Origin of the sequence: Runella sp., assembly GCF_027484545.1 — a bacterium.
Classification (GTDB): domain Bacteria; phylum Bacteroidota; class Bacteroidia; order Cytophagales; family Spirosomataceae; genus Runella.
On record NZ_JAIXST010000028.1, the window covers coordinates 37,136 to 61,287 of the forward strand.

The 24,152-nt window shown below is 43.1% G+C and carries 24 protein-coding genes and 1 tRNA gene; 15 read left to right on the forward strand and 10 right to left on the reverse strand.

The features are described 5' to 3' along the window. Positions 1–58 precede the first annotated feature (58 nt). Together Q0081_RS02425 and Q0081_RS02430 are read right to left on the reverse strand one after the other, a co-directional pair. Positions 59–1,855: a M61 family metallopeptidase gene (locus Q0081_RS02425; RefSeq protein WP_298348817.1), complete on the reverse strand. Its 1,797-nt coding sequence runs from the start codon at positions 1,853–1,855 to the stop codon at positions 59–61. A gap of 16 nt (positions 1,856–1,871) precedes the next feature. Then, a complete protein-coding gene (locus tag Q0081_RS02430; RefSeq protein WP_298348819.1) occupies positions 1,872–2,699 on the reverse strand; it encodes a hypothetical protein in 828 nt (275 codons plus the stop codon). A gap of 74 nt (positions 2,700–2,773) precedes the next feature. Here Q0081_RS02430 and Q0081_RS02435 point away from each other — a divergent pair, with 74 nt between their 5' ends. The 13 genes from Q0081_RS02435 (at position 2,774) to Q0081_RS02495 (ending at position 17,792) form a co-directional block, all read left to right on the forward strand. Beyond that, positions 2,774–3,415 carry a phosphatase PAP2 family protein gene (locus tag Q0081_RS02435; RefSeq protein ID WP_298348820.1) on the forward strand — a complete coding sequence of 214 codons (642 nt, stop codon included), beginning with the start codon at positions 2,774–2,776 and terminating at the stop codon, positions 3,413–3,415. A gap of 11 nt (positions 3,416–3,426) precedes the next feature. Next, positions 3,427–5,271 carry a glycosyltransferase family 39 protein gene (locus tag Q0081_RS02440; protein ID WP_298348822.1) on the forward strand — a complete coding sequence of 615 codons (1,845 nt, stop codon included), beginning with the start codon at positions 3,427–3,429 and terminating at the stop codon, positions 5,269–5,271. Positions 5,272–5,356: 85 nt separating this feature from the next. Next, entirely contained in the window at positions 5,357–5,956 is a 600-nt protein-coding gene (locus Q0081_RS02445; protein ID WP_298348825.1) for a TetR/AcrR family transcriptional regulator, read from the forward strand. A 46-nt stretch (positions 5,957–6,002) separates the two neighbouring features. After that, on the forward strand, positions 6,003–7,310 hold the full coding sequence (locus Q0081_RS02450; RefSeq protein ID WP_298348827.1) for a TolC family protein: 1,308 nt from the start codon (positions 6,003–6,005) through the stop codon (positions 7,308–7,310). 94 nt (positions 7,311–7,404) lie between these two features. After that, on the forward strand, positions 7,405–8,379 hold the full coding sequence (locus tag Q0081_RS02455) for an HlyD family secretion protein (protein WP_298348830.1): 975 nt from the start codon (positions 7,405–7,407) through the stop codon (positions 8,377–8,379). Between the two features lie 221 nt (positions 8,380–8,600). Then, positions 8,601–9,521 (forward strand): ABC transporter ATP-binding protein, encoded by a 921-nt coding sequence (locus Q0081_RS02460; protein ID WP_298348832.1) that lies wholly within the window; start codon positions 8,601–8,603, stop codon positions 9,519–9,521. 4 nt (positions 9,522–9,525) lie between these two features. After that, the gene (locus Q0081_RS02465) at positions 9,526–10,269 is read left to right on the forward strand and encodes an ABC transporter ATP-binding protein (protein WP_298348835.1); all 744 of its coding nucleotides are present in this window, start codon (positions 9,526–9,528) and stop codon (positions 10,267–10,269) included. A gap of 109 nt (positions 10,270–10,378) precedes the next feature. Continuing rightward, positions 10,379–11,485: an ABC transporter permease gene (locus Q0081_RS02470; RefSeq protein ID WP_298348838.1), complete on the forward strand. Its 1,107-nt coding sequence runs from the start codon at positions 10,379–10,381 to the stop codon at positions 11,483–11,485. Between the two features lie 107 nt (positions 11,486–11,592). Next, positions 11,593–12,714: an ABC transporter permease gene (locus Q0081_RS02475; protein WP_298348840.1), complete on the forward strand. Its 1,122-nt coding sequence runs from the start codon at positions 11,593–11,595 to the stop codon at positions 12,712–12,714. Between the two features lie 78 nt (positions 12,715–12,792). Beyond that, positions 12,793–13,470 carry a response regulator transcription factor gene (locus Q0081_RS02480; RefSeq protein WP_298348843.1) on the forward strand — a complete coding sequence of 226 codons (678 nt, stop codon included), beginning with the start codon at positions 12,793–12,795 and terminating at the stop codon, positions 13,468–13,470. Then, positions 13,439–14,749 (forward strand): sensor histidine kinase KdpD, encoded by a 1,311-nt coding sequence (locus Q0081_RS02485; RefSeq protein WP_298348846.1) that lies wholly within the window; start codon positions 13,439–13,441, stop codon positions 14,747–14,749. The genes Q0081_RS02480 and Q0081_RS02485 overlap by 32 nt, the downstream gene beginning before the upstream one ends. Positions 14,750–14,846: 97 nt before the next feature. Beyond that, positions 14,847–17,294 (forward strand): outer membrane beta-barrel family protein, encoded by a 2,448-nt coding sequence (locus Q0081_RS02490; protein WP_298348849.1) that lies wholly within the window; start codon positions 14,847–14,849, stop codon positions 17,292–17,294. 57 nt (positions 17,295–17,351) lie between these two features. Then, entirely contained in the window at positions 17,352–17,792 is a 441-nt protein-coding gene (locus Q0081_RS02495) for a GNAT family N-acetyltransferase (protein WP_298348852.1), read from the forward strand. A gap of 55 nt (positions 17,793–17,847) precedes the next feature. Here Q0081_RS02495 and glgP read toward each other — a convergent pair whose 3' ends face one another. Then, entirely contained in the window at positions 17,848–19,494 is a 1,647-nt protein-coding gene (glgP, locus tag Q0081_RS02500; RefSeq protein WP_298348854.1) for an alpha-glucan family phosphorylase, read from the reverse strand. A gap of 317 nt (positions 19,495–19,811) precedes the next feature. On the opposite strand from glgP, the gene Q0081_RS31780 reads away from it, so the two are divergent. Both Q0081_RS31780 and Q0081_RS02505 read left to right on the forward strand, forming a co-directional pair. Beyond that, positions 19,812–20,042: a GIY-YIG nuclease family protein gene (locus tag Q0081_RS31780; protein WP_409034039.1), complete on the forward strand. Its 231-nt coding sequence runs from the start codon at positions 19,812–19,814 to the stop codon at positions 20,040–20,042. 9 nt (positions 20,043–20,051) lie between these two features. Further along, a tRNA-Ile gene (locus Q0081_RS02505) sits at positions 20,052–20,125 on the forward strand. Positions 20,126–20,265: 140 nt separating this feature from the next. Here the strand turns inward: Q0081_RS02505 and Q0081_RS02510 are convergent. From Q0081_RS02510 to Q0081_RS02540, 7 genes are all read right to left on the reverse strand, one after another. Beyond that, positions 20,266–20,568, reverse strand: coding sequence for a hypothetical protein (locus Q0081_RS02510; protein ID WP_298348857.1), 303 nt, complete (start codon positions 20,566–20,568; stop codon positions 20,266–20,268). A gap of 325 nt (positions 20,569–20,893) precedes the next feature. Then, positions 20,894–21,607, reverse strand: coding sequence for a hypothetical protein (locus Q0081_RS02515; protein WP_298348860.1), 714 nt, complete (start codon positions 21,605–21,607; stop codon positions 20,894–20,896). A 2-nt stretch (positions 21,608–21,609) separates the two neighbouring features. Continuing rightward, entirely contained in the window at positions 21,610–21,858 is a 249-nt protein-coding gene (locus Q0081_RS02520) for a hypothetical protein (RefSeq protein WP_298348863.1), read from the reverse strand. A gap of 115 nt (positions 21,859–21,973) precedes the next feature. Then, entirely contained in the window at positions 21,974–22,390 is a 417-nt protein-coding gene (locus Q0081_RS02525) for a hypothetical protein (RefSeq protein WP_298348865.1), read from the reverse strand. Next, positions 22,380–22,658 carry a helix-turn-helix domain-containing protein gene (locus Q0081_RS02530; protein ID WP_298348867.1) on the reverse strand — a complete coding sequence of 93 codons (279 nt, stop codon included), beginning with the start codon at positions 22,656–22,658 and terminating at the stop codon, positions 22,380–22,382. Before Q0081_RS02530 ends, Q0081_RS02525 begins: the two co-directional genes overlap by 11 nt. A gap of 122 nt (positions 22,659–22,780) precedes the next feature. After that, on the reverse strand, positions 22,781–23,647 hold the full coding sequence (locus tag Q0081_RS02535; RefSeq protein ID WP_298348870.1) for a hypothetical protein: 867 nt from the start codon (positions 23,645–23,647) through the stop codon (positions 22,781–22,783). 151 nt (positions 23,648–23,798) lie between these two features. Further along, the coding region (locus Q0081_RS02540) for a hypothetical protein (RefSeq protein WP_298348872.1) at positions 23,799–24,152 on the reverse strand (354 nt) is incomplete at its 5' end.

Below are 24,152 nucleotides of genomic sequence, written 5' to 3' on the forward strand. Positions count from 1 at the left end.
TGCTTATAACTATTTACAGCCTGAAGCTTGCGTCAAAATAAATTCAGTTTATTAATTTTCAATGTACTTTAGACCAGTTTTGAAAAATTTGCTGTTGCAAGGCAGTTGGATTGGGAAGGTGTGTTATTGGAAAACTCCGTTCGGACTTTTGTTTGGTTGGGACTGATTTTTGATTTTGGAGTTTGTTTCGCAAATAAACCAGTTCGAGAGTTGCACCTACCTGCTTGGCAAAAAGCACTTCTTTCAACGTGTTTGGCGTTGGTTTTTGGTGGTCTATTTCAATTAACACATCATTTCTTCGTATTCCGGCCTGCCACGCGGGCGATTCATAATCTACCTCAGAAACAAAAATGGAATCATTTCGGGTTCGTGTTGAAATACCGACCCAAGCTCCTGGCAAAAGTTTCGAATTTGTATCTACTGCAAGACCTGCGAAGGCCAAATAAGGGGTATAATCAATTTCTTTGGTGGTGGAAATGTACTCAAAGAAGTCAGTTAGAGGAATACTGGCAATTTTCTCACAAACTTCTCGAAATTCACTCTCGGTAAATCCTCTTTTTTCCTGTAAATAGTATTTCTGATACAGTTGGCGCATTACATCATCCAACGATTTTTGATTGTTGGTGCTGTTTCTGATTTTGAAATCCAGCAACAAACCCATTACTGGACCTTTATCATAATAAGAAATGGTTTTGTTGAATTCATCTCCGGTTCGGCCAAAAGGCCCATCGGACCATGTTTCGTAACTTGCCTGTACTAAGGATTGGTACAATCGGCCCGGTTTGTTTTCAAAAGCGACGATATTGGAGCGAAACGAATTCAGCAACTGCTCATCGGTCGTAATACCTGCCCGTTTCAGAATCAAGTATTCGTAGTACACCGTTAACCCTTCCGAGACCCAAAGTAGATTGGTGCGATTGCCATTTTCATAGTCAAAAGGTCCCAACTCAACAGGACGAATGCGTTTGACATTGTAATGATGGAAGTATTCATGCGCAAGGAAATTCAACAGTCGAATGCGCCCTTCCAGTGTGTTTAGAGCAGAGCCATCAAAGCTGATGGTTGTCGAATTGGAGTGTTCAATTCCTCCCTGTCCCGGACCGATAGCGATAAATGTATAGTGTTTGTAAGGAATATCCCCGATAATCGCCGCGGCTTCGGTAACCATTTTTTGCAGGTCATTTACAAATTTCTCACGGTCAAAATTGCCGAGTTTATACCCAATGAAGCGATGAGGAATACCTTTCACCGTAAATGCAGGAAGCTCCTCCAGATTGCCAACAAGAAAAGGACTGTCGTAGAGCGTATCATAGTCGGGAGCAAAGTATGTATTGGGCTTACCAGTTATTTTATCCAGGCCAGTGGTGACGGTATTCCATTTTGAATTGGGAAGAATGGTAATTTCAACCGAAGATTTCAGTTGATTGGCGGGATACATAAAAACACTCGTTGGAACAATATAGCCTCGATCTTCGTCTAAGTAACTGTTAGCTACGAATTTACGATTGGCCAATACGTCGTAGCTGACCGTTAGTTCAGTTGCTTTTCCAGTTTCAATCGTCCACGTTGTATTATTGGTATGCGCCCATGGGAGGTCTTTCCCGTTTTTATCTGTTACTCGAAAATTGTCAACATTTTTAGGATAATTCATCCGTTGGTAATACCCGGGCGACCAGTTCGGCATTTTTAACTCAACGGTGCCTGCTTTCAAGGCTTCATACTGAAGCTTTACCTGAAACTTCTGAATGGCAGGATTATCCATCGACACCGTAAATGCAAGTTTTTGTGCATGTACAGTGAGATTAATAAACAGTAAACAAAAATGGAGGATTGGAAGCCGGTAAAATGATTTCATACGTTAGGAGAATCCGCTACTTTTTGGCGGGAATTTCTCCTAAATCTAAATGATTTTTGTCTTTGTTCCAGTAAAGACGGTACTTTTTCCCTGAATCTATTTTGTATTCTTCGGTCACTTTATCAAGGGTGCTTACTCGCATATATACCTGTGTATCAGCCAGCTTAAACTCGGCTTTCTTTTTGGTCGGCAAGAAAAACGATTGCCAATTCGTACGGTCACCGCTTATTTCATACGACACTACATCACTGAGTTCGTTTTGAATGGAGAACGGAAAGCGGTCATTGATGGGGTCTTCGATGACGTCGGCCAAAGCCACGATTTCTACTTTTATAGAGCCTAACTTGCCTTTCCCAAGGGGTTTCACGGCTACATAGACCGTTTCACCGCGACAGCCGGTGATTTGGCCCACGCTGCTTTTGGTACTGTCTATTTTGAAACAGGGACTTCCTTCTTTTCCCTCCAAAAATTTTTCTGCTGAGGAGGCATCGTTAAAGAATTGTACCGAAACGTTGAAGTTTCCGTTGGTTTCTAACAGATGTTTGTTGAAATCATAGCCTTCTTTCAATAAGGTATCGGGATTGACCAATCGGATCGACTCGTAAAAGCGAGTATAGGTATTGACTTTCTCGGGTTGAAATACCGTGACTCGGTAATAAGCCGCGCTTGTTCCCTTTAAAAGCGATACTTTAATGGGTTTATTTTTCGCCGTTATCTTATTCACCATGTTTGCGGGAAGCAAATTGACGTAGTCCACAATTACTTCTTGCAGCATTTTTTGGGCGCTTGCATTGAGTGTTACCAAAAAAGCGCTTAACAAAATCAGGATGGATATTTTTTTCATAAAACAGTGTAGTTATAAACGCATACACAACGTAAAAATAGGGATTTTATTTTCCGACACCCTATCTTTGCACCATGAACTTTCTCAAGTTGCTTCGTACCAATTGGCCTTTTGTGCTCCCGTATGGGGCGCTTTTATTCGGGTTGGGCGTTTACCAAATTCTTTATCGGCAGGGTATTATCCTATTGGAAATCAATCGGTACTATAGTTTTCAGGCCGATGTATTCTTCAAGTACTTCACTCATTTGGGCGATGGGGCTTTTTGTATTTCGGTTGGAATTCTGTTGATGTTTTGGTCGCGAGCCAAAGGCATCCTGATTTTGATTTCGTACGCGGTTTCGGGTATTTTGGCCCAACTGATTAAGAATTTCGGTTTTCCAAGAGAACCTCGCCCTGCGGAGTATTTCTCAAGAATGATGAACTTGCTGCACACGGTGTCGGGGGTAGAATTGAGTCATTGGAACAGTTTTCCTTCAGGACATACAACTTCGGCTTTTGCCTTTTTTGCCCTGATTGCCGTTTGGGTCAAACATCCGATGTTGAAATTCCTTTGTTTACTGTGTGCCGTAACGGTTGCTTTTTCACGAATGTATTTACTTCAACATTTTTTAGTGGATGTGTACGTAGGTTCGTTGCTGGGTACCATAACGGCTTGGGTACTTCTTATCAACTATATGCCTGCCATTGAAAAAATAAAGATGCCTCTGCTTAAGTAAAAAGAAAACAAATGCAAAAAATAAAACTGGAAAGTCCGTGGGTGGTGGCTGTGCTCGCCCTCCTATTTTTTATCCCTTTTCTGGGAAGAGTTCATTTGTTTGATTGGGATGAAATCAACTTTGCGGAGTCGGCGCGTGAGATGCTGGTGACGGGAAATTATCTTCGGGTACAGATTGATTATCAACCCTTTTGGGAAAAACCTCCGCTGTTTATCTGGCTACAGGCGCTTTCGATGAAAGTGTTTGGTATCAACGAATTTGCAGCCCGTTTCCCCAATGCAGTCATTGGTGTGATTACTCTTTTGACTTTCTATTATTTGGGCAAACGTCTCATGGACGCCCGATTTGGCTTATTATGGGCTTTGGTTTATTTAGGCTCCGTGACGCCTCATTTGTATTTCAAGTCAGGAATTATTGATCCATGGTTCAATTATTTCATGTTTTTGAGCGTGGTAAATCTTGTTTTGCCCGATAAAAAATCGAGCGGGAAAAGCTTTTTTTGGGCAGGACTGTTTGCTGGTTTAGCGGTTTGGACCAAAGGCCCAGTAGGAGTGGGAGTGCCTACGTTGGTGCTGGGAGCTTTATGGGTTATTAATTATTTTCGGTCAAAATCGTTGAAAGCGTCAGTCGGTTTTGAACGGCAGACGCCCAGTTCGACTGACGGTTCGCCCATTACCGAAAATTTTACCTTGAAAAACCTGCTTATTTACGGATTTACGGCAGGTTTGCTCACATTAGGTTGGATGTTGGCCATTATTTTAGAAAGCGGTTGGGCTACTTTTGTGGCTTTTCTGGAATACCTCTATCGCTTGGGGTCTACCTCAGAAGCCGATCACGGCCAACCTTTTTATTATCATTTTGTCGTAGTACTGATTGGCTGTTTTCCTATTTCAGTCATTGGTTTGCCGTTTGTGAGTCGTATTTTTCACCCTTTGCTTCGGAGGTTTAGAAAGCGAAGGAGTGGGATTACAAATCCGGAACAGCCGAAGCACGGGATTGCAAATCCCGCGCAGCTTCCTGACCGCGCGGCGGACCGTTCCTCACTCCTCACTCCCGGCCGTGCGACGGACCGTTTCTTCAATTCGATGCTCTGCCTATTTTGGGTAGTAATGATCGTGTTTTCGATTGTGAAGACCAAAATCGTGCATTACAGCTCCATGGCCTACTTTCCGCTGTCGTTTTTGGCGGCCTTGTGGCTTTATAAATGGCTTAAAGGAGAGATTGTTTGGCCTCGATGGATGACGGTCCTATTGGTAGTGATTGGTTTTGTATTGTCGTTGGTGTTGACGGCTTTGCCATTGGTAGGAATGTATGCTGCTGAATTTATTCCTTACATTGATGATACGTTTGTCGTGGCCAATCTTCAGGCACCCGTCGAATGGGCAGGCAATGAATGGTTGTACGGAGTGGTTTATTTTGGAATGATTGTTTTTGCAATGATCATCTGGAAGCGTCGAAAAGAGTTGGCAATCAGAATGTTATTTTTCTCAACGGCGATTCTGTTGTTTTTTTATACTTGGGTGGTGGTTCCTAAAATAGAAGGATATACCCAACGGGCGGTGATTAATTTTTATGAATCCAAACGCGGTCAGGATGTGTACGTGTGGCCGATTGGCAACCGAAGTTATGCTCAGTTTTTCTACTTTAAAAAGCCAATGGGTGTGCGTCCTGAGGCAAGCGACGAAAATTGGTTGCTCAATGGTCCCGTGGATAAACCTACATTTCTGATTTCTCGCATTGACCGTGCGGAAGAGTATCGGAAAAACCCCAATTTGGAACTCCTGAAAGAAGAAAATGGCTTTGTGTTTTTCCGAAGAAAACCGGATTATCAAAAGATTTCGGAGTCGCTGAAATAATTTTTTTCAAATCATTTGGAAATTAAAAACACAAGTTGTTGTTTTGTCTTAGATTTAACCAGATGGTTAAACTTTTTAGTTAAATATGGAAGAAGGAATATCCACCGAAGAGAAGATTTTAAAAGCAGCGGAAGAAGTTTTCATACGTGACGGCTACGACGGGTCGCGGATGCAGGACATTGCCGATGTGGCGGGTATCAACAAAGCGTTGTTACACTATTATTTTCGTTCAAAAGACAAATTGTTTGAAAAAGTATTTGATGCTAAAATTCAGGGATTCTTTCCGCAGGTAGATGAAGTTTTTAATCAGGACATTCTCTTTATTGACAAAATCTATTTTTTTATTGAAGGCTATATTGAGCTGCTCCGTAAAAATCCCTACTTGCCTCTGTTTGTGCTGAATACTGTTAATAGCAAAGACAAATCGGAGTTTATAAAAAAATTGCCCATTCAGTTGAGTCGCAAAGTGGCGGAAAGCTATCAAACTGACCTCAAAAAAGGAAGGGTAAGGATGCTAAACCCTGCCCAATTTATTATTTCGTTGATGGGAATGTGTATTTTCCCCTTTTTAGCAAAACCTATTTTACTGGATATGTTCCAAGCTGACAATGTAACATTTGATGCCTTAATGCAAGACCGCATTCAGGAACTTAAAACGTATATAAAGCTGATTTTGCAACCCTAACTATTTTTTTGTCTCATTTTTAACCAATTAGTTAAACCATCAGGTTATGCGAAGTTGTATCCTATACGTTGGCTTATGGATGGTGCTTCCGTTTATTGGTCGTACTCAAACGCCTTTATCACTGGAAGAGTGCTACCGACAAGCCGAAACCCACAGCCCGCAAGCAGGGCAAACGCGCTTGATTCAGGAAGCAACCGACCTTCAAATCAAGCTGTTGAATCGCAATTATGTGCCCCAATCACGCCTCAATGGACAGGCTACCTGGCAGTCTGACGTAACGAGTGTGCCGATTAAGTTGCCCAATTTTGAGATTTCACCGCCCCCCAAAGACCAATACAAATTGACCTTGGACGTGACGCAATCGATTTGGGACGGCGGACTAACCGAAAAACAAAAATCGGCAGCGTTGGCCAATCAACAGGTCGAGCAACAAAGAGTAGTGGTAGATTTGTACCAGATTCGGGAACAGGTCAGTAATCTGTACTTTGGGGCACTTTTTGCGGAGCGACAACTGCGTAATTTTGAAATTATTCAAAAAGAATTGAATGCTAAACTCCTCAAAACCAAAGCTTCGGTTCAGAACGGTATTGCAATTCGTTCCAATGTGTTGTCATTGGAGGTACGAATCTTGGAAATAGAACAGCAATTGCTGGAAACCCAAAAACGCCGTGCCTCGGCCTTGGAAGGGCTTTCGTTATTGACAGGAACGACAATTGATACGAATACAAAATTTGTGGAAACGCGCGTAGAGACGCAACATCTTGCGTCTCTACAAATTGTGCAAAATACGGCGTCCCAACAGGCAGAAATTACCCGCCCCGAATTGCGTTTATTTGATGTCCAAAAACAAAACTTGGCAGTGAATGAACAACTTATCAAAGCAAAAAACCTTCCTAAATTATCGGCCTTTGCTACGGGAGGTTACGGGCGTCCGGGACTTAATTTTTTGGCAACGCAGTTTAAAACCTATTTTATCGGGGGAGTCCAATTGCAGATTCCGCTGACGCATTTGTACACCAATAGTCAAGGCTTGGAAATTCAACAATTACGAGTCAATCAGCAACGCATTGAGCGACAACGCGAAAGCTTTTTGTTGGCGACTCAGGTGCGTTTGGCAAGTCAGCGACAGGAAGTGGGTCGCTTGCAGGCATTGGTCGAAAGCGACCGAAAACTGATTGACATTCGCGGTACGATTCGCAAGGCTTCTGAATCCCAATTGGACAACGGAATCATCACCGCCAGCGATTATCTTACTGAATTGGACAACGAAGATACCGCCCGCCAAAATCTCATTTTACACGAAATTCAACTCCTTCAAGCCCAAAATAATCTGAGAATTACTTCGGGAAATTGAAAAGATAAACGATTGTAGATTTTCGATTGAAGAAAATTCACAGAACGATTAACCAATAACAGATAACGATTAACGACCATTAGCATTTATAGATATGAAACGTACCTATTTTTCTCTTTTCTTACTCATTAGCTTGACGGCGTGCAAAGGCAGCGACCAAGAATTTGACGCCAGCGGTGTTTTTGAGGCCGATGAAGTGGTCATTTCTTCGGAAGCGGTTGGAAAAATTCTCCGATTTGAAGTAGAAGAAGGCACTTCTCTGAAAGCAGGCCAAGTCATTGGAAGCGTTGATTGCAAAAACCTTTCCCTCCAAAAAGCCCAAGTAGAAGCAAGTATTGGTGCTCTTGGCCAAAAAACCAACGATGCCGCTCCGCAAACGCAGATTTTGCGCGAACAACTCAATTCCCAACAACGTCAGATTGCCACTCAGCGCGAGCAGTTGCGAGTACTTGAACGTGAACGCAAACGTCTGGATAATCTGGTAAAAGCGGAAGCGGTTCCTGCCAAACAATTGGATGATGTGGAAGGACAAATAGATATTTTGAAAAAACAGATTGAAACCACGGAAAGCCAATTGGCTGTGGTGAATCAACAGATTAAGTCGCAGCAACAGCAGGTTTCGATTCAAAACCGCGGCGTATTGAGCGAGCGGAAGCCTTTGGAAGAACGCATTGCGCAATTTGATGATCAACTCCAACGCTGCAACATTACCAATCCGATTGAAGGTACAGTGTTGGTGAAATACGCTACTGCCGACGAAATGACTGCTACCGGTAAGCCTTTGTACAAAATTGCCAATCTTTCCACCCTCACGCTGCGTGCTTACATCACAGGCGACCAACTCAGTAAAATAAAATTGAATCAGCCTGTGAAGGTGTTTGTGGACAATGGAAAAGACGATTACAAAGAAGTAAGCGGTACGGTAACCTGGATTGCGAGCAAGGCAGAATTTACGCCCAAAACCATTCAGACCAAAGACGAACGCGCCAATTTGGTCTATGCGGCCAAAATAAAAGTTAAAAACGACGGCTATTTAAAGATTGGAATGTACGGTGAAGTGAAGTTGTAAAAAGAAAAAAGTCCTTGTGCGTTTAGAAACTTTTGCCAGCGTGACGGTCGGCCGCTGCCGTGCGCGTAAAGTTTGTGCAAAGAAGCATTGGCAAAAGGCCCCTTTTCTTTGACGGTCCGCCGCGCGGTTCGTTTCTTTTGGGGAAGCAAAAGAAATGAACGCGCTCACCAAACAATAAATTGCTGTATCGTTGCTCCGAAGCAAAAAAGGAAATAGTACACATGGCAACAGTCCACGTAGAAAATATAAAAAAAACGTACGAAAAAGGAACCGTCACGGCGCTGGAAAACGTCAGCTTTGACGTAAAATCGGGCGAGTTGTTTGGACTTATCGGCCCCGATGGTGCGGGTAAAACCTCCCTTTTTCGGGTGCTTACTACACTGCTTTTGCCCGACGAAGGGCAGGCACAGGTGGCAGGCTTTGACGTGGTGAAAGACTTTTGGGAAATACGTCGTATTGTTGGGTACATGCCCGGGAAATTTTCGTTGTATCAGGATTTAAGCATCGAAGAGAACCTCAACTTCTTTGCGACTGTTTTTAACACCACCCTTGCCAAAAATTACCACCTGATTGAAGAGATTTACGTTCAGATTGAGCCCTTTAAGAAGCGATTAGCGGGTAAACTTTCGGGCGGAATGAAGCAAAAATTGGCCCTTTGCTGTGCACTCATTCACGAACCTAAAGTACTGTTTTTGGACGAACCCACCACGGGCGTTGACCCCGTGTCGCGTAAGGAATTTTGGGATATGCTCGACCGCCTCAAATCCCGAGGCATTACGATTGTAGTTTCCACGCCTTACATGGACGAAGCGAGTCGTTGCGACCGCATTGCACTCATTCAGAAAGGAAAAATTTTGGAACTGGATACGCTGGATAAAATCTTGGGTCGATATACCCAAAACCTCTACGCGGTAGATGCTGACAATCGCTATCAGTTGATGAAAGACCTCCGTATGCCGGCCGAAATTGAAAGTTCATTCGCTTTTGGGGAAGAACAGCATGTAACGCTCCGCACTCAGGAAAACGGGGAACGCTATCTGACAAATTACCTGACGGAACGCGGTCATACGAGTATTACAGTCCGTCCGATACTACCCAACATTGAGGATACTTTTATTAAACTCATGCTCGAAAATCAATAAAACAATGGCACAACCGGTGATTCATACGCATCAACTAACCCGCAAATTCGGTGATTTTGTGGCCGTTAATGCCATTTCATTTGATGTACAGCCCGGGGAAATATTTGGGTTTCTGGGAGCCAACGGTGCCGGGAAAACCACGGCCATGCGGATTTTGTGCGGGTTGCTTTCTCCAACTTCGGGCGAGGCAACGGTAGCAGGCTTTGACGTTTATCGCCAAAACGAAGAAATTAAAAAGCACATTGGCTACATGAGCCAAAAGTTTTCTTTGTACGAAAACCTTACCGTTCGAGAAAATATTCAATTTTTTGGCGGGATTTACGGCCTTTCGCGTCAGGAATTAAAAGAAAAAACCAACAATCTCATCGAGCGTGTTGGCCTCCACGACGAAGCCGACAAATTGGTCGGTTCGTTACCGTTGGGTTGGAAACAAAAGATTTCCTTTTCGGTAGCGATTTTGCACCGCCCTAAAATCGTGTTTTTGGATGAACCTACGGGCGGCGTTGACCCCATTACCCGACGTCAATTTTGGGACATGATTTACGATGCTGCCCACGAAGGTATCACCCTATTTGTCACCACTCATTACATGGACGAAGCCGAATATTGCGATCGCGTTTCCATCATGGTAGATGGTGCAATTGCGGCCTTAGATACCCCCGCCGGTTTGAAAAAACAATTCAATGCAACCAATATGGATGAGGTATTTCTGCAATTGGCAAGGGGCGCAAAACGGAGTGACGGGTGATAAAAGTGTAGAGTGGAAAGTGCAGAGTGTCGAATGAGATTACCTTAGCTAATCCTGATTTTGACTACAGCGGATTTGTAATCCACAAAGCGTACTAAAACATAGGAGCATGAAAACCTTTTTAGCTTTCATTACAAAAGAATTCAGGCACGTGTTGCGCGACAAACGCAGCTTGCTGATCCTCTTGGGATTACCCATCGTTATGATGATTTTGTTTGGCTTTGCGCTTTCGAGTGAAGTTAAAAATTCTAACGTGGCCGTACTTGACTATGCTCAGGACGACGCTTCTCATTTATTGATTGACCGAATCAATCAGAGTCAGTATTTCAGCGTGCAGCAATACCTGCATTCCGAAGCAGAAATTGAGCGTGTTTTTCGGCAGGGGAAAGTGCGATTGGTGGTCATTTTTCCACAAAACTTTCAGGAAGATTTGCTGCACACCAATCACGTTCAGGTACGACTCATCGGCGATGCTTCCGATCCCAATACGTCCAATATCGTGGTCAATTATGCGTCCAACATTTTTAGGGATTATCAAAATGAACTTTCGGATAACAAAAAACTGCCTTACAGTATCGAAACCGAAACACGGATGCTGTATAACCCACAGTTGAAAAGTTCTTACAATTTCGTTCCGGGTGTGATGACGCTGATTTTGATGCTGTTAGGTGCCATGATGACCTCGGTTTCCATTGTAAAAGAGAAGGAAATGGGGACAATGGAAATTCTGTTGGTTTCGCCCATGCGTCCGTTGTTGGTAGTGTTGAGCAAAGCCGTTCCGTACATGGTGCTGTGTTTTATAGATGTAATTATTATTCTGTTGTTGGCCGTTTTTCTGTTGGGAATGCCCATTCGAGGCAGTTTATTGCTGCTTTTGGCCGAAAGTCTGTTGTTTATCATCACCACCCTTTCATTGGGTTTATTGGTTTCCACCATTGTGGATTCGCAACAAACGGCTATGTTTTTGTCGTTGGTAGGCTTTCTGATGCCTGCGTTGGTGTTTAGCGGCTTTATGTTTCCGATTGAAAACATGCCGTTGCCTTTACAAATCATCAGCAACATTGTGCCTACCAAGTGGTATTACAGCATCGTACGAGCTATCATGGTCAAAGGATTAGGGTTTTCGTACGTCATTAAACAAACCCTGATTTTGGTCGGAATGACCGTCTTTTTTCTGGGCGTAGCCATCCGCAAATTTAAAATACGTTTGGCATAAATAGCCTCACCCCCGCATTTCCTTCCTTTCAGTACGGAATGCGACCCCTCTCCAATTTGGAGAGGGGAACGAGCGAAGCGAGGGGGTGAGGCTCAACCACTATAATCATGAGAAACCTTCTCTTTTTACTCCAAAAAGAATTTCGGCAAATTTTCCGTAATCCCACCATTTTACGGATGATTCTGATGATGCCGATTATTCAACTCATTGTCATTCCGTTGGCGGCCGATTACGAAATCAAACAGATTTCCATCAGCGTTGTGGATCAGGATCATTCGCCTTATTCGCAAAAACTGGTTCATAAACTGACCGCTTCGGGTTATTTCCAATTGGTTGAATACACCCAATCGTACGCCCAAGCCTCCAAAACGGTCAACAACGGAAATACAGACCTCATCCTGACCATACCTCAACATTTTGAACGCGATTTGATTAAATCCAACAAAGCACAATTGCACTTAGCGGCCGATGCCGTCAATGGCGTACGGGCCGGCTTGGGCACTGCCTACGCTGCGCAGATGATCGGTGATTTTAACCGCGAAGTGCGGGAAGAATGGATGCTGTTGCCAAAGTTCAACGAAATCCCGCAAATCGAAATCACTTCTGCCAATTGGTTTAATCAACACTTTGATTACCATTTGTTTATGGTGCCAGGTATTTTGGCGATTTTGGTCACGATGGTGGGCTGCTTTTTGACTGCGCTCAACATTGTAGCCGAAAAAGAAGTAGGAACCATTGAACAAATCAACGTATCGCCGATTAAAAAATATGAATTTATTTTGGGAAAACTGATTCCGTTTTGGGTGTTAGGAATGGTCTCCATTACCCTAGGAATGGTGTTTGCTTTCCTGATTTTCAGAATTATACCCGTAGGTTCTTACCTGACCATTTATGCTTTTTCGGCGGTGTATCTGTTGGGCGTTTTGGGGATTGGGCTGCTCATCAGCACCTTTGCCGATACGCAGCAACAGGCGACGTTGTTTTCCTTTTTTTGCATGATGGTTTTTATTCTGTTGGGCGGCCTCTACACGCCTATCGAAAGTATGCCAGAGTGGGCACAGTGGCTGACTCGTATTAACCCGCCAGCTTATTTTATCAAGGTCATTCGGGCTGTATTTATCAAAGGAAGCAGTTTCTCTGACCTCATTCCCGATTTTTTAGCCATGATTGGTTTTGCGATTTTGTTTAATGCGTTAGCGGTGTTCAATTATCGCAAAAGAAGTGCGTAAGTTGTTTCTGAATCAATACGTTTGGTATTCACCACAAAATTCAAAATTCCTTCAAAATCATTCGCGTAACTTCGGCGAATGAAAATCATAATCATTGAAGACGAACCTGAATTGGCCAAAAGCATTGCCGACTACTTAGCCAGCGAAAACTACCTGTGTGAGTTTGCGACCTCCTTCCACGAAGCGCTGGAAAAAGTAACGACCTACGAATACAACTGTATTTTGCTTGATTTGATGCTTCCGGGCGGCGATGGAATGAGTATTTTGGAAGAACTCAAAAAGCAAAATAAGCAGGACGGAGTCATTATTATTTCGGCCAAAAACGCCTTAGACGATAAAATCAAAGGCTTGCATCTGGGGGCAGATGATTACCTGGCCAAACCCTTTCATTTGTCCGAATTGGCCGCCCGGATTTACTCGGTCATTCGTCGCCGACAGTTTGCCAATGCCAATATTATTCAACAAAATGAGCTGCAAATTGACCTGTTGGCCAAAACCCTGCTGATTCATAATACGCCCGTTGTCCTCACCAAAAAAGAGTTTGGTTTATTGCTGTTTTTTATGGGCAACAAAAACCGGGTTATTTCTAAAAATGCCCTTGCTGAACATTTGTCGGGCGACTTGGCCGATATGCTCGACAATCATGATTTTGTGTATGCGCACATTAAAAACCTGAAAAAAAAACTGACCGAAGCAGGCTGCGAAAATTATCTAAAGACCGTCTATGGCACAGGCTACAAATGGGAAAATGACTAAATTACTGAATACGCCCCTGAAGGTGTTTACGCTCTACGCATTGGTGGTGTTGGCGGGCAGCATTCCTGCGTATTACTACATTGTCAATCGGATTTGGTTGAGTGAAATAGATATGCACAATAAATTTGTAAAAAGGAAAATTGAAAAAGAGCTGAATACAATAGCTATCAACGATACCATTCTTGCCCAGAATATCCGTCTTTGGAGTCATATTGAGCCAGGAATTAACCTCCAACCCGTTGCTGAATCTACGAGAAAAAACGACAGTCGTTACACCGTCATGAAAAGTACGGTTCTACATTCAAAACGGCTTAATCGTTTTCGCGGGCTTTCTTCTTATCTCACCATCAACGGAAAGTGGTACCACCTTACGGTTGAAACCAACGTCGAAGAAACCGATGAGGTTATCAGTAATATTGCTTTTGTAACGATAGGATTTTTTATTCTGTTGGTCATCGGATTTATTGGACTTAACCAACGTATTTCGGCCAAATTATGGCAACCGTTTTACAACACATTGAACCAAATCAAGACCTTTGATTTGAGCAGTCGAGTGCCGATAGCGTTTGAAAAAACCAATATTGTTGAATTTGAAGAACTGAACAACAGCCTTCAAAAACTGATTGACAAAAATAGAGCTACTTACCAAGAGCAAAAGGAATTCACGGAGAACGCTTCGCACGAATTACAAACGCCCTTGGCCATTATCCAATCCAAACTGGATTTGTTGCTCCAAAGCAAATCGTTGACCGCTAACGAATCCGAAATCATTGAAGCTGCTCACAAGGCGTTGGCGCGAACTTCAAGAATTAACAAAAATCTGCTGTTACTGTCCAAAATAGAAAACCAACAATTTGTAGATACTGAGATGATGAACGTAAGCCAATTGGTCACAGATAGTCTTGCGTTTTTAGCTGAACACAGTGAGACAAGAAACATTGTGATAGAAATGCGGGTAGAAGAATACGTCTATATGGAAGGCAATCGTATTCTGCTCGAAATTCTGATTAACAATCTGTTAATGAATGCTGTACGTCACAACAAAGATAATGGTCTTATACGAGTTGATTTTTCTAAACAGGGTTTTATTGTTGCAAATACGGGCATAAGCAACGCACTGAATGAAGCAAGCCTGTTCAAACGTTTCAGTTCGTCCTCTTCTCAAACGCCCGGCAGCGGCTTAGGATTGGCAATCGTTAAACAGATTTGCAGTCGCTATCATTGGCAAATCGGGTACAGTTTTGACAATGGATTTCATACTTTTTCTACTTCCTTTTAAAATTCAAAATTTCTTCCAAATCAGACGATAGCTTTGTTGCCTGCTATCACCCCTGATAGAAATAAAAGCCCACAAAAACCATTATTCGATTTGCTTTATGTTGAAAAACCTGCTTTTTAGTATTTTTTTAGTAACCACCGGTGCAGTAGCCCAGCTTTTGCCTTCTCCCAAAAATGGAAAAATAGTGGGTAAAATCATGGATGCAGCCACCAACCAGGCATTGCCGTTTGCGACGGTCAGTGTTTTTAAAATTCAAAATAACACTGACTCGCTCGTTGGCGGAGTGACTACCTCCAAAACGGGAGAATTTGTGGTTAATAATCTCCCTGTGGGTAAATTGACGGTAAAAGCTTCGTTTATCGGTTATCAGACGATAAGCCAAATTGTTCAACTGACCGAAAACCCTCTTGATTTGGGAGTCCTCAAGTTGCTTCCCGATGCCGCGATGCTTAAAGAAGTGCAGGTAAAGGGTGAAAAAGATCCGATTTCGCTGGGAATGGACAAGCGGGTGTTTAACGTAGGAAAAAACCTGACGACCATTGGCGGAACGGCGGAATCACTTTTGAGAAGTATTCCCTCCATCAACATTGACGAAAACGGCAATGCAAGTTTACGGAATATGGCGACCACCATTTACATCAACGGCAAACCTACGCAACTTACACTGGCACAAATCCCTTCCAATCAGATTGAATCCGTTGAAGTAATTTCAAACCCTTCGGCGCGGTACGATGCCTCTACTTCGGGCGGAATTGTGAATTTGGTGTTGAAGAAAAACCGTAAAACGGGCTATAACGGCACGGCAAGCATAGGAGTGGGAAATAATGCCCGCTTTGACGGGGCACTGAATCTGGATTACCACGAAGGAAAATGGAATGTGACGGCGCTCTACAACATGAACTCGACCAAGAATCCGCTGACGGGCTACGTCAATCGTATCAATTATGCCAATGGTTCTCCCGTCAGTTATTTCAATCAAAATACCGATATTAGTCTGGACAATATCTTTCAGAACGGTCGTTTGGCGGTCGATTATACGCCCAACAAATACAATACTTTTTCGGTGGCAGGTAACATGGTAGGTGGTAGCTTCAATACCGTTACAACTCAACAATACAACTACCAAAATGCCCAACAGGGCATTACAAGTTTCGGGGGGCGCACCACGCTGCCGGCCAATGCGTTTACCAACGTCGGGGCGGAATTTGACTGGAAACGTACCTTTGCCCGAAAAGGTCGAGAGTTGAATTTGGTTACCTCTTACACCCGAAATAACGTCTCAAACGCTGCCGATTGGCTTACTACTTCCCAAAATGCCGATGGTACCAACCAAGCGGGTTTTCCCGAAAAAGACAAGATAACGGGACGCCAAATTGGGAATCAATATTTGTTTCAGTTGGATTATATTCATCCTCTCAATGATTCTTCTAAAATTGAAATGGGCGTGAGGAGTTATACCTTCGGGCGCGACCAGCAATACCTGTTCAACCAACTCAGCAACGATACCCAAGCTTATAAATTATTGGTCAATTATTCGCAGGATGCCGATGTGTTGGAAACCGTCAACGCGGCCTATCTTCTTTATAATCACCGACTTCGCAATAAAGTGACCATGGAAGCAGGCCTGAGAGTGGAACAATCTTTCTTACACGGACTTTCCCGATTCGACAACTCTACCTTTGGCTACAATTACCCCTCATCCGATGGCAAAAATTGGTTTCAGGCGTTTTTTCCATCGTTTTCGTTGGCTAAAAAATTCAGCGAAGATTCTGAAATCGGCTTTAGCCTGAGTCGCAAAGTGGGGCGACCCAATTTTCGACATCTGTTCGTTGGGATTCAGGCCAACGACCGTCAAAATATCACCATCGGTAATCCCAAAGTACAACCGGAATTTATCAATACGGCCGAGTTGAGTTATAACCAAAACATCGGAAAATTGAGTTGGTTGTCGTCGGCGTATTACATTTACGAAGACCACACCATCAAACCCTTCGTGCAACCGTCGGCCACCGATCCTACTATTTTGGTCACTACGTTTATCAACGTAAAAGCGGATATTCAGTACGGGATTGATAATACCCTGAAATACGCAGCGGGGGCGTTTACGGCCACGGCCAATGCCAACGTGTTTAATTTCATTTTGCAAACCACTACGCTCCACAAAGAATTGATTACGGTACGGGCAAAATTGAACCTGACCTATCGCTTGCCTGCTAATTTTTCAACGCAGCTTAACCTGAACTATGACGGTCGCTCGCCTGCTTTGCAGGGGTTCAGATTGCCCGTAAAAGCGGCCGATTTTGCCCTTCGGAAGGCATTTATGCAAAACCGGGCGAGTTTGGTCTTCAGCATCAACGACATTTTTAATTCCCGTAAGTACGTGACCACCTTTGAACAGGCCAATACGACCTATCAGTCCACCATGAATCGTCGGGAAGTACGTTTCTACAAATTGACATTGCAATTGCCGTTGGGGAAACCCGATGCAACGTTTAAGCATAAAGAACGTAAATTGGAAAAACCGGATGTGGATTTCAGTAATTAGCCACGAATTTGTGAGAATTTTGTTGTCCGAGAACCGGGCTGACTGTAGATTTGTAGTATGAACATTATTATCAGAAAAGGAACGCCTGAGGACTTTCCTGCCATTTTTAAGCTGATTCAGGAATTTTCTGTCTTTCAGAAAACACCCGAGAAAGTAATTATTACGCTCGAACAAATGCTGGAAAATAAAGAACTTTTCCAGTGTTTTGTGGTGGAGTACGAAGATACCTCCATCATTGGATTCGCCTCTTTTTTCATGGCCTATTATTCATGGTCGGGCAAAGCGCTGTATTTGGATGATTTGTATGTGAAGAAAGAATACCGAGGGCATCAAATCGGAACCCAATTGCTGGACAAATTGATTGGTTATGCCAACTTGGAGCAGTGTACCAAAGTTCGTTGGCAAGTCTCGAATTGGAATAAAGAAGCCATTGAATTTTACAAAAAAATGGGCCCCAACGTAGATGACACCGAAATCAATTGCGATTTGTATTTGTAAATTCGCATAAATTTATAAAGTCTCCCCCATTTGGGGGAGATTTAGTGGGGGCTGCTTATTTATAAACCTTCTCGTAATATTCCGTTACCATACGGTCAGAATTGAAAAATCCACCGACTTCGGTCATGCTCCGCAATACGGTCTCGTACCAGTCGTTTTTTCGTTCGTAGTACAAAGGCAAAATTTCGTTTTCCAACACGTCTAACATATTGGAAATATCTTCCCCATCCCGATTTTCTTCTGAAGCTACCGGAACAATGAATGAATTCTCGCCGTGGCGAGAAAACTCACACACCCAACCATCATAAGTAGAAAAATTTAGACTTGCGTTCATGGCCGCTGTCATGCCGCTGGTGCCCGAGGCTTCACGCGTCACAATGGGTGTATTGAGCCAAATATCCGAACCCTCCTTCAACTGCTTGGAAAGCGCCAATTCGTAGCCCGTCAGCACTGCCATGTTGGGGTACAGATGACTGAAATAAAATAATTGATTGAATGTATAAATCGCTCCTTCGTCTTTGGGGTACGGTTTTCCTGCCCAAATAAACTGAATCGGAAAATCTTTGTTGTGCATGAGTCGGTCAAAACGCTCACGGTCGCGCGTCAGCAATTCGGGACGTTTGTAGCCGGCAAATCGTCGAGCCCAAACAACCGTCAGGATGTTGGGGTCAAACAGTTTACCCACCTGATCGGCCACTGTTTTGAACAGTTGACTTTTCAACTCTTTTTTCCGTTTTTCAATGCCATTCAAATCTCCAGCTATACGTGCCTGTTCCAATTCTTTGTCAGCCCAAGAGGCTTTGTGCTGCGAATTAGTGACGTGAGTGATGGGGGCAATATCGTTAGCCCAACCCCACATTTTACGCGACACATCTCCATGAAGTTTAGAAACGGCATTAGATTGATGGCTCAACCTCAAAGCGGCCAACGAATGGTTAAAAACGGTATCCATAATACCGGTAACCTTTCGGACTACAGGGAGAGGAACCCCCGAAAAGAAACTCAATTCGTTCAAGAAGTTAATGTCGTGCTTTTCATTTCCCGCTTCTTCGGGCGTATGGGTCGTAAAAACAATTCGTTTTTTGACAGAAGCGGCCTTTCCCAGTTTTTTGTAGAGATGAAAAACCGACGATACCGCATGGGCTTCATTAAGGTGATAAATTTCCGGTTCGTAACCGAGTTCGTCCAAAAATTTCGCCCCACCAATTCCCAACACCATGCACTGCATAACTTTCACGGCTGGTGCGGCATCATACAAGTGGTATGAAATGCTCCGAGCCCAAGCGTCATTGCCGTCGGTATCGGTAGTTAAAAAGAACATCGGCACTGTACCAAACAGTTTGGGATTTAAAAAATAAGAAGCTACCCAAACAGGTTTATCGGAAATCATAATTTGAAACCGAATGCCCGTATCTTTCAGGAAACTATACATTTTTTCGCGGAATTGCGGCACCATGCTATTGTCCTCAGCACGCATTTGATCGTAGTAGCCGTGTTTCCACAGCATTCCGATTCCGATAAGATTTTGGTGCAGGTCGTGCGCGCTTTTCATGTGCGAACCCGCCAAAAAACCCAATCCGCCTGAATACGTTTTGAGGGCTTGGTCAATGGCAAATTCCATGGAGAAATAAGCAACTGATTTTTTGAAACGAGGGTCGAAGGCGTATGGGTGTGCATACGCAGCAGGAAGTTTTTTAGCCATAATAGTGCTTGATCATAGGTTATTGAGGTTGCTAAACTAAAAAAAAATCCCTTAACATGCGGTAATGGCTTGGTTTTCTTAGCAAGAGCGATTTCAATTCCCTATTTTAATTGAGGTGAAAAGTATGTATACTACCAACCAATAAGACAGAAAAATCTGTTTTTGACAAGGACTTAGCGTAAAAAATCTGTGCCGGCTTTGTAAATACCGTCGTATTTCCTACTTTTGCACCCACAAAATGCCGTGAGGTATTTCGGGCCCATAGCTCAGTTGGTTATCCCGAAGCAAGTTCGGGATGACTCATTAGAAACAGTTGTATGTATTTTGTTTATATTCTCTATTCGCAAAGAATTAATAAATATTATATCGGCTGCACCGAGAACCTTGATAAAAGGTTAGAAGAACATAATGCAAGTCTTTCTAACTTTACAAGTAAAGGAGTGCCTTGGGTTAGGGTCTATTTTGAGCAATTAGTTACATTATCAGAAGCTCGAAAGCGCGAAATAGAAATTAAAAAAAGAAAAGTAGAAAGTATATTGAGTTTTTAGTAAGTAATCGGGCCCATAGCTCAGTTGGTTAGAGCATCTGACTCATAATCAGGGGGTCGTAGGATCGTGCCCTACTGGGCCCACATTGAAAATCAAGCAGTTACGTTAATTCGTGGCTGCTTTTTTATTTTAGTGGCACCACAACTTGCACCACAAAAAGACGGGTTCCCCTATGCAGTACTATTAAGGCTACAAAAAAAACAGTCCTGTTGAGGTGTTAAAATTAGCCATTTGCAATTTCCCTTAATTCGGCCTCTGATAACTTCGTCACGTCAAACCCTTCGTTGTTATTGCTTATCTTGGCATCAGCATCAACGCCAACTAATTGAAGTTTTGGTAGTGTGTACTGTAACAGTTTTTCAAAGAAGGCCAAACGCTCCTTTGGCTCTAACTGGTTAAAGTCTGCCTCCACAGTTTCCCATTTGGCATTCACAAAATCCTTAACCCGATTACGCATATCAGCAGTAGTTTTATTGGGCGTTCCTTTTGGCCGTCCGTTCGGATTGTTTGTCGTTCCTTTTTTCATCTTGGTTCTGTAATTATTTGTTGTTTTCAAAATTGGTTATCCACTTATCCACAACGCCCCGCGCCCCGGCCCCCATTCCCCCAAACTTCCAAATTGGCAAGTAAGGCATCAGTTTTTAGCCTTCATCCTTGAAAAATTCAAAATTTTAAAGTTCAATTTTTTTTCTCGCGTGATACTGAGTAAAAAAATCTTATTAGGGTATCTTTTTTAAATATCTTATTAAAGTATCTTATTTAAGCTGCGGTAGTGTTGCGGTAAAGCTGCGGTGACATTGCGGCAAAGTGTGCGAAAGGTTGCGGTAGTGTTGAGCATTGGAAAAGTACAATTACTTGCCCCGCACTTGCTTCTTTATTTGTTCAATTACTCGCTTTTGTTCTTCCTGTTGTTGCCTTAAAAGGGTTGCTTTACGGCTCTTTTCAGTATGAAGTACCAACGCGTTAAACTCCATTTTAAACGACACATAAAAGCCTTTCGACTGATTGGAATAGTAATTTAAGCCCCAACTTAAAGACAATTCGTTTCTGATAATCTTCTCCGTTAGTTGGTAGCGTATCTGTTGAGCCGTTGAAAAATACGAATTGTAATAGGGCGGTTTTTCCCTCAACGCCTCAAATTCAGCTATTGATCTATAACCAAACATTCGAGCCATCAGAAGCCCGTTATTAGTCTTGACAAAAGGCTTTATGCCAATTATTGAGCGAAGGCCGCAAAAGGCACAAAAAACAGCTATTTCAAAATCTGTTTTAGGGTTTTTATAGAACTCCCAAATTACATCTTTACCTACGCTCACCAATGGCGGGCGGTCGAAACTGTCATAAAGTTCTTTACCACGATTAAAAATAGTATTGGCGTTGCCCTTAATGTTAAAATATTCTAAGGCTTCATCGGGCGGTTTTCTATGTTCTTTACATCGTAAATAAACAGCGTAGTCAATCGCATCGGAACAAACGCGCCCCATGTTGGTAAACGCCCCCCGTAACAACTCGATCGGGAACGTAAAAAATCGCGCGTTCGGGTCTTTTTCCCATTTCTTGCCCATTTCTAAAAAAGTGTTAGTTGGATAGGTTTGGGAAACTTGGTTTTGTCGGTGGTTATGTACCAAGCCTTGAAGCCCGTCAACTGACACGCGCACTTTCTGACTTCTGCCAGTTGTCCCGCTTGCTCCAAATCTCGTTTGTAACGACACAGATTTTTTTGAGCTACGCCCGTTGCATCGGCTACCATTGAGGCCGTAGCGACGTGGTTCTGTAAATACTCGATTATGGTTTGCAGTTGCGTTTTCGTCTGCATAATTTTGAATCGTTACAAGTGAGTGAAATAATTACGGGGCGGTCGCTGTTGAGGGCGCACCGCCCCTTGTTTTAAAGTACAGATGTTTTGGTCTTTATCGGCAGCGGGCAAAAAATCAAAACCCCTTTACGATTGCGTCAAATTCTGCTTTGAAGGTTTCAAAATCGCGGGCTATCAGGTACACGCCCCCCGCTTTTCTTGTTCGTTCCTGTACCGTCTTTTGCGCTGCGCTCTGTTGGTCGCGGCCTGTCTTGACTTCTATACCTATGTACAGCCCATCAAAGACCGCGATAATGTCAGGAACGCCCACGGTTGAACCGCTGCGGATGTGTCCCACGTCCTGACGATAAAAGCCGCCAACGTTGATACGTTGAGCAAAGCCCCCACGGGATTCTACATAATGGGTAATTTGAGCGGTCAGGCTGTTAGTGGGCGTTTTTGTGCGTTTGGCTCTGGGTTTAGATTCGGTGGTTACGAACATACCCTTTGCCATGTCGTGCCGTGTGGCAGGTTTGAAGTATTTAGGCGGCATCTTTCCCCCCTTCCATGTAAACTACTAATTCAGATTCTACAAAATGTAATTTGCCGTGTTTCTTTACGTGCGGAATCTTTTCAATATTTTGATAAAGCGTTTGTAATTTGATACCCAAAAAATCAGCAGCCCCCTTTGCTGTTAGGTAACGTTTGCCCGTGGTTGGCTGTGGAGAAGTGGTGAGGGTCGAAACCTCGTCTTTTACAATGGCGCGAAACTCGTTTAATAAGTCTGCAAGCGCGATTCCGTTTAAAATAATCTGCGACATAGAATCATTGATTTTAAAATGATTCTGCAATGATATGAGCACCAATATGCACAAAAAAGAGTCTGACGATTGCCGAACTTTCCCGAACGTTTTACGAATGAAATACGAATTTTGAGCCGTTTTTAGGACTGATCGAAAGTTATCAAACCTTTGATATTTGGTAGCAGTATTTGGCCGTGCCTTTCAATTTTTTCTTGAAAGTTGCGGTTTAAAGTGGCACCCTTGCTAAGGTCGTACGGCTTTCGGTTGGTTTGAAAATACCTGCATAACCAAATCTTTATTTGTCCTATTGTCGCTCCTATCTTTCCCGCTTCGTGAAGGGTGTTAAAAGTATTGCATAACACTTTAGCACTTTCGTTAAATCTTACCTTTCCCTCAATCGCTTTTCCTTCTAACAACTGTCTTAGCTTTGTTTCCTGCCCTTTGAAATACGGTACCAATGCGCTGTAAATTGGCTCAATGTTTTCATCAGAAATAAAGATTTCTTTCGGCTCAGTTGAGGTAGCCACGGGCGGCGCAATAGATAAAAGCAAACCCCGCGCCTCTGCCAGCACTTTCTTTGCCTTAAAAATCAATACCTCATTTTTTACCCATTCAACATTTACCCACGAAATGTACGACGTTTCGGCCTTATTGAAATACTTTGGAAAATAGGTAATAATAGGGAATCCTGTTGTTTCCCTCATGTCTTTCATGGTCATCATTTTTTCGGTGCCGTCGGGCAAAAGTTCATATTGAAAACGAACTACACGATCTTCCCCCCTATGACTATCAATAATTTCTTTATCAAATCCCTTTTGAATTGCTTCAAGTCGATCATTGATCAAATCAAACATTTCGAGCCCGTTTGTTTGGCCGTACGTTTGATAAAGGTGTTCTAATCTTAGCAATAACCTATTTTCAAATAAAAGCCCGTCGGCTATGTCGCTAAGTTCTTCATTACTCAACCATTTTCCCGCATCGGGTTTGTTACTGTGTAAATCATTCATTGGTCCTGGTCTTTGATTGTGCCAATATTGGCTTTATTGGCCGCTGATTTTCGCCCGTGTCGTGTTATTCCGTGTTATTTTAACATGAAATAACGGTTTGAGTACCAAGACAAACCCCGCAAGCATTCGCCTACGGGGTTCACTTGGTGGTTTAGGCTTGTTGCACTTCTTTATAAAAACGCTTTTCTGATTTTCTCAATACGCGCCCGTCTATGGCATCCATTTGGCGCAAAAACCGCCCAATTTGAAAGACTTTCTCTAACATCGCGGCTTGATCGCGGGGCGTTGTATGCTGTTTAATAAAATCGTCGGATTCAACATAGGCCGTAAACGCGTCCTCTATCGTTTTTGATAGTTCCGTATGGCTCCCATGACTAAATAAATCCTGTGTGGCTTCGTACATCATTTCAACCGTCGTAAGTAACTCTTTTTTAGAAAGTAGTTCGGGGCGGCTAAGGTTGTCAATGTCGGTAAACTTTGGGGCGGTATTGGTTTGTAAGGCAGT

Excerpts from the sequence above, each read along its gene's own strand:
- Q0081_RS02425 (WP_298348817.1), bottom strand. The coding sequence starts at position 1,855 with ATGAAATCATTTTACCGGCTTCCAATCCTCCATTTTTGTTTACTGTTT.
- Q0081_RS02430 (WP_298348819.1), bottom strand. The coding sequence starts at position 2,699 with ATGAAAAAAATATCCATCCTGATTTTGTTAAGCGCTTTTTTGGTAACA.
- Q0081_RS02435 (WP_298348820.1), top strand. The coding sequence starts at position 2,774 with ATGAACTTTCTCAAGTTGCTTCGTACCAATTGGCCTTTTGTGCTCCCG.
- Q0081_RS02440 (WP_298348822.1), top strand. The coding sequence starts at position 3,427 with ATGCAAAAAATAAAACTGGAAAGTCCGTGGGTGGTGGCTGTGCTCGCC.
- Q0081_RS02445 (WP_298348825.1), top strand. The coding sequence starts at position 5,357 with ATGGAAGAAGGAATATCCACCGAAGAGAAGATTTTAAAAGCAGCGGAA.
- Q0081_RS02450 (WP_298348827.1), top strand. The coding sequence starts at position 6,003 with ATGCGAAGTTGTATCCTATACGTTGGCTTATGGATGGTGCTTCCGTTT.
- Q0081_RS02455 (WP_298348830.1), top strand. The coding sequence starts at position 7,405 with ATGAAACGTACCTATTTTTCTCTTTTCTTACTCATTAGCTTGACGGCG.
- Q0081_RS02460 (WP_298348832.1), top strand. The coding sequence starts at position 8,601 with ATGGCAACAGTCCACGTAGAAAATATAAAAAAAACGTACGAAAAAGGA.
- Q0081_RS02465 (WP_298348835.1), top strand. The coding sequence starts at position 9,526 with ATGGCACAACCGGTGATTCATACGCATCAACTAACCCGCAAATTCGGT.
- Q0081_RS02470 (WP_298348838.1), top strand. The coding sequence starts at position 10,379 with ATGAAAACCTTTTTAGCTTTCATTACAAAAGAATTCAGGCACGTGTTG.
- Q0081_RS02475 (WP_298348840.1), top strand. The coding sequence starts at position 11,593 with ATGAGAAACCTTCTCTTTTTACTCCAAAAAGAATTTCGGCAAATTTTC.
- Q0081_RS02480 (WP_298348843.1), top strand. The coding sequence starts at position 12,793 with ATGAAAATCATAATCATTGAAGACGAACCTGAATTGGCCAAAAGCATT.
- Q0081_RS02485 (WP_298348846.1), top strand. The coding sequence starts at position 13,439 with ATGGCACAGGCTACAAATGGGAAAATGACTAAATTACTGAATACGCCC.
- Q0081_RS02490 (WP_298348849.1), top strand. The coding sequence starts at position 14,847 with ATGTTGAAAAACCTGCTTTTTAGTATTTTTTTAGTAACCACCGGTGCA.
- Q0081_RS02495 (WP_298348852.1), top strand. The coding sequence starts at position 17,352 with ATGAACATTATTATCAGAAAAGGAACGCCTGAGGACTTTCCTGCCATT.
- glgP (WP_298348854.1), bottom strand. The coding sequence starts at position 19,494 with ATGGCTAAAAAACTTCCTGCTGCGTATGCACACCCATACGCCTTCGAC.
- Q0081_RS31780 (WP_409034039.1), top strand. The coding sequence starts at position 19,812 with ATGTATTTTGTTTATATTCTCTATTCGCAAAGAATTAATAAATATTAT.
- Q0081_RS02510 (WP_298348857.1), bottom strand. The coding sequence starts at position 20,568 with ATGAAAAAAGGAACGACAAACAATCCGAACGGACGGCCAAAAGGAACG.
- Q0081_RS02515 (WP_298348860.1), bottom strand. The coding sequence starts at position 21,607 with ATGGGCAAGAAATGGGAAAAAGACCCGAACGCGCGATTTTTTACGTTC.
- Q0081_RS02520 (WP_298348863.1), bottom strand. The coding sequence starts at position 21,858 with ATGCAGACGAAAACGCAACTGCAAACCATAATCGAGTATTTACAGAAC.
- Q0081_RS02525 (WP_298348865.1), bottom strand. The coding sequence starts at position 22,390 with ATGCCGCCTAAATACTTCAAACCTGCCACACGGCACGACATGGCAAAG.
- Q0081_RS02530 (WP_298348867.1), bottom strand. The coding sequence starts at position 22,658 with ATGTCGCAGATTATTTTAAACGGAATCGCGCTTGCAGACTTATTAAAC.
- Q0081_RS02535 (WP_298348870.1), bottom strand. The coding sequence starts at position 23,647 with ATGAATGATTTACACAGTAACAAACCCGATGCGGGAAAATGGTTGAGT.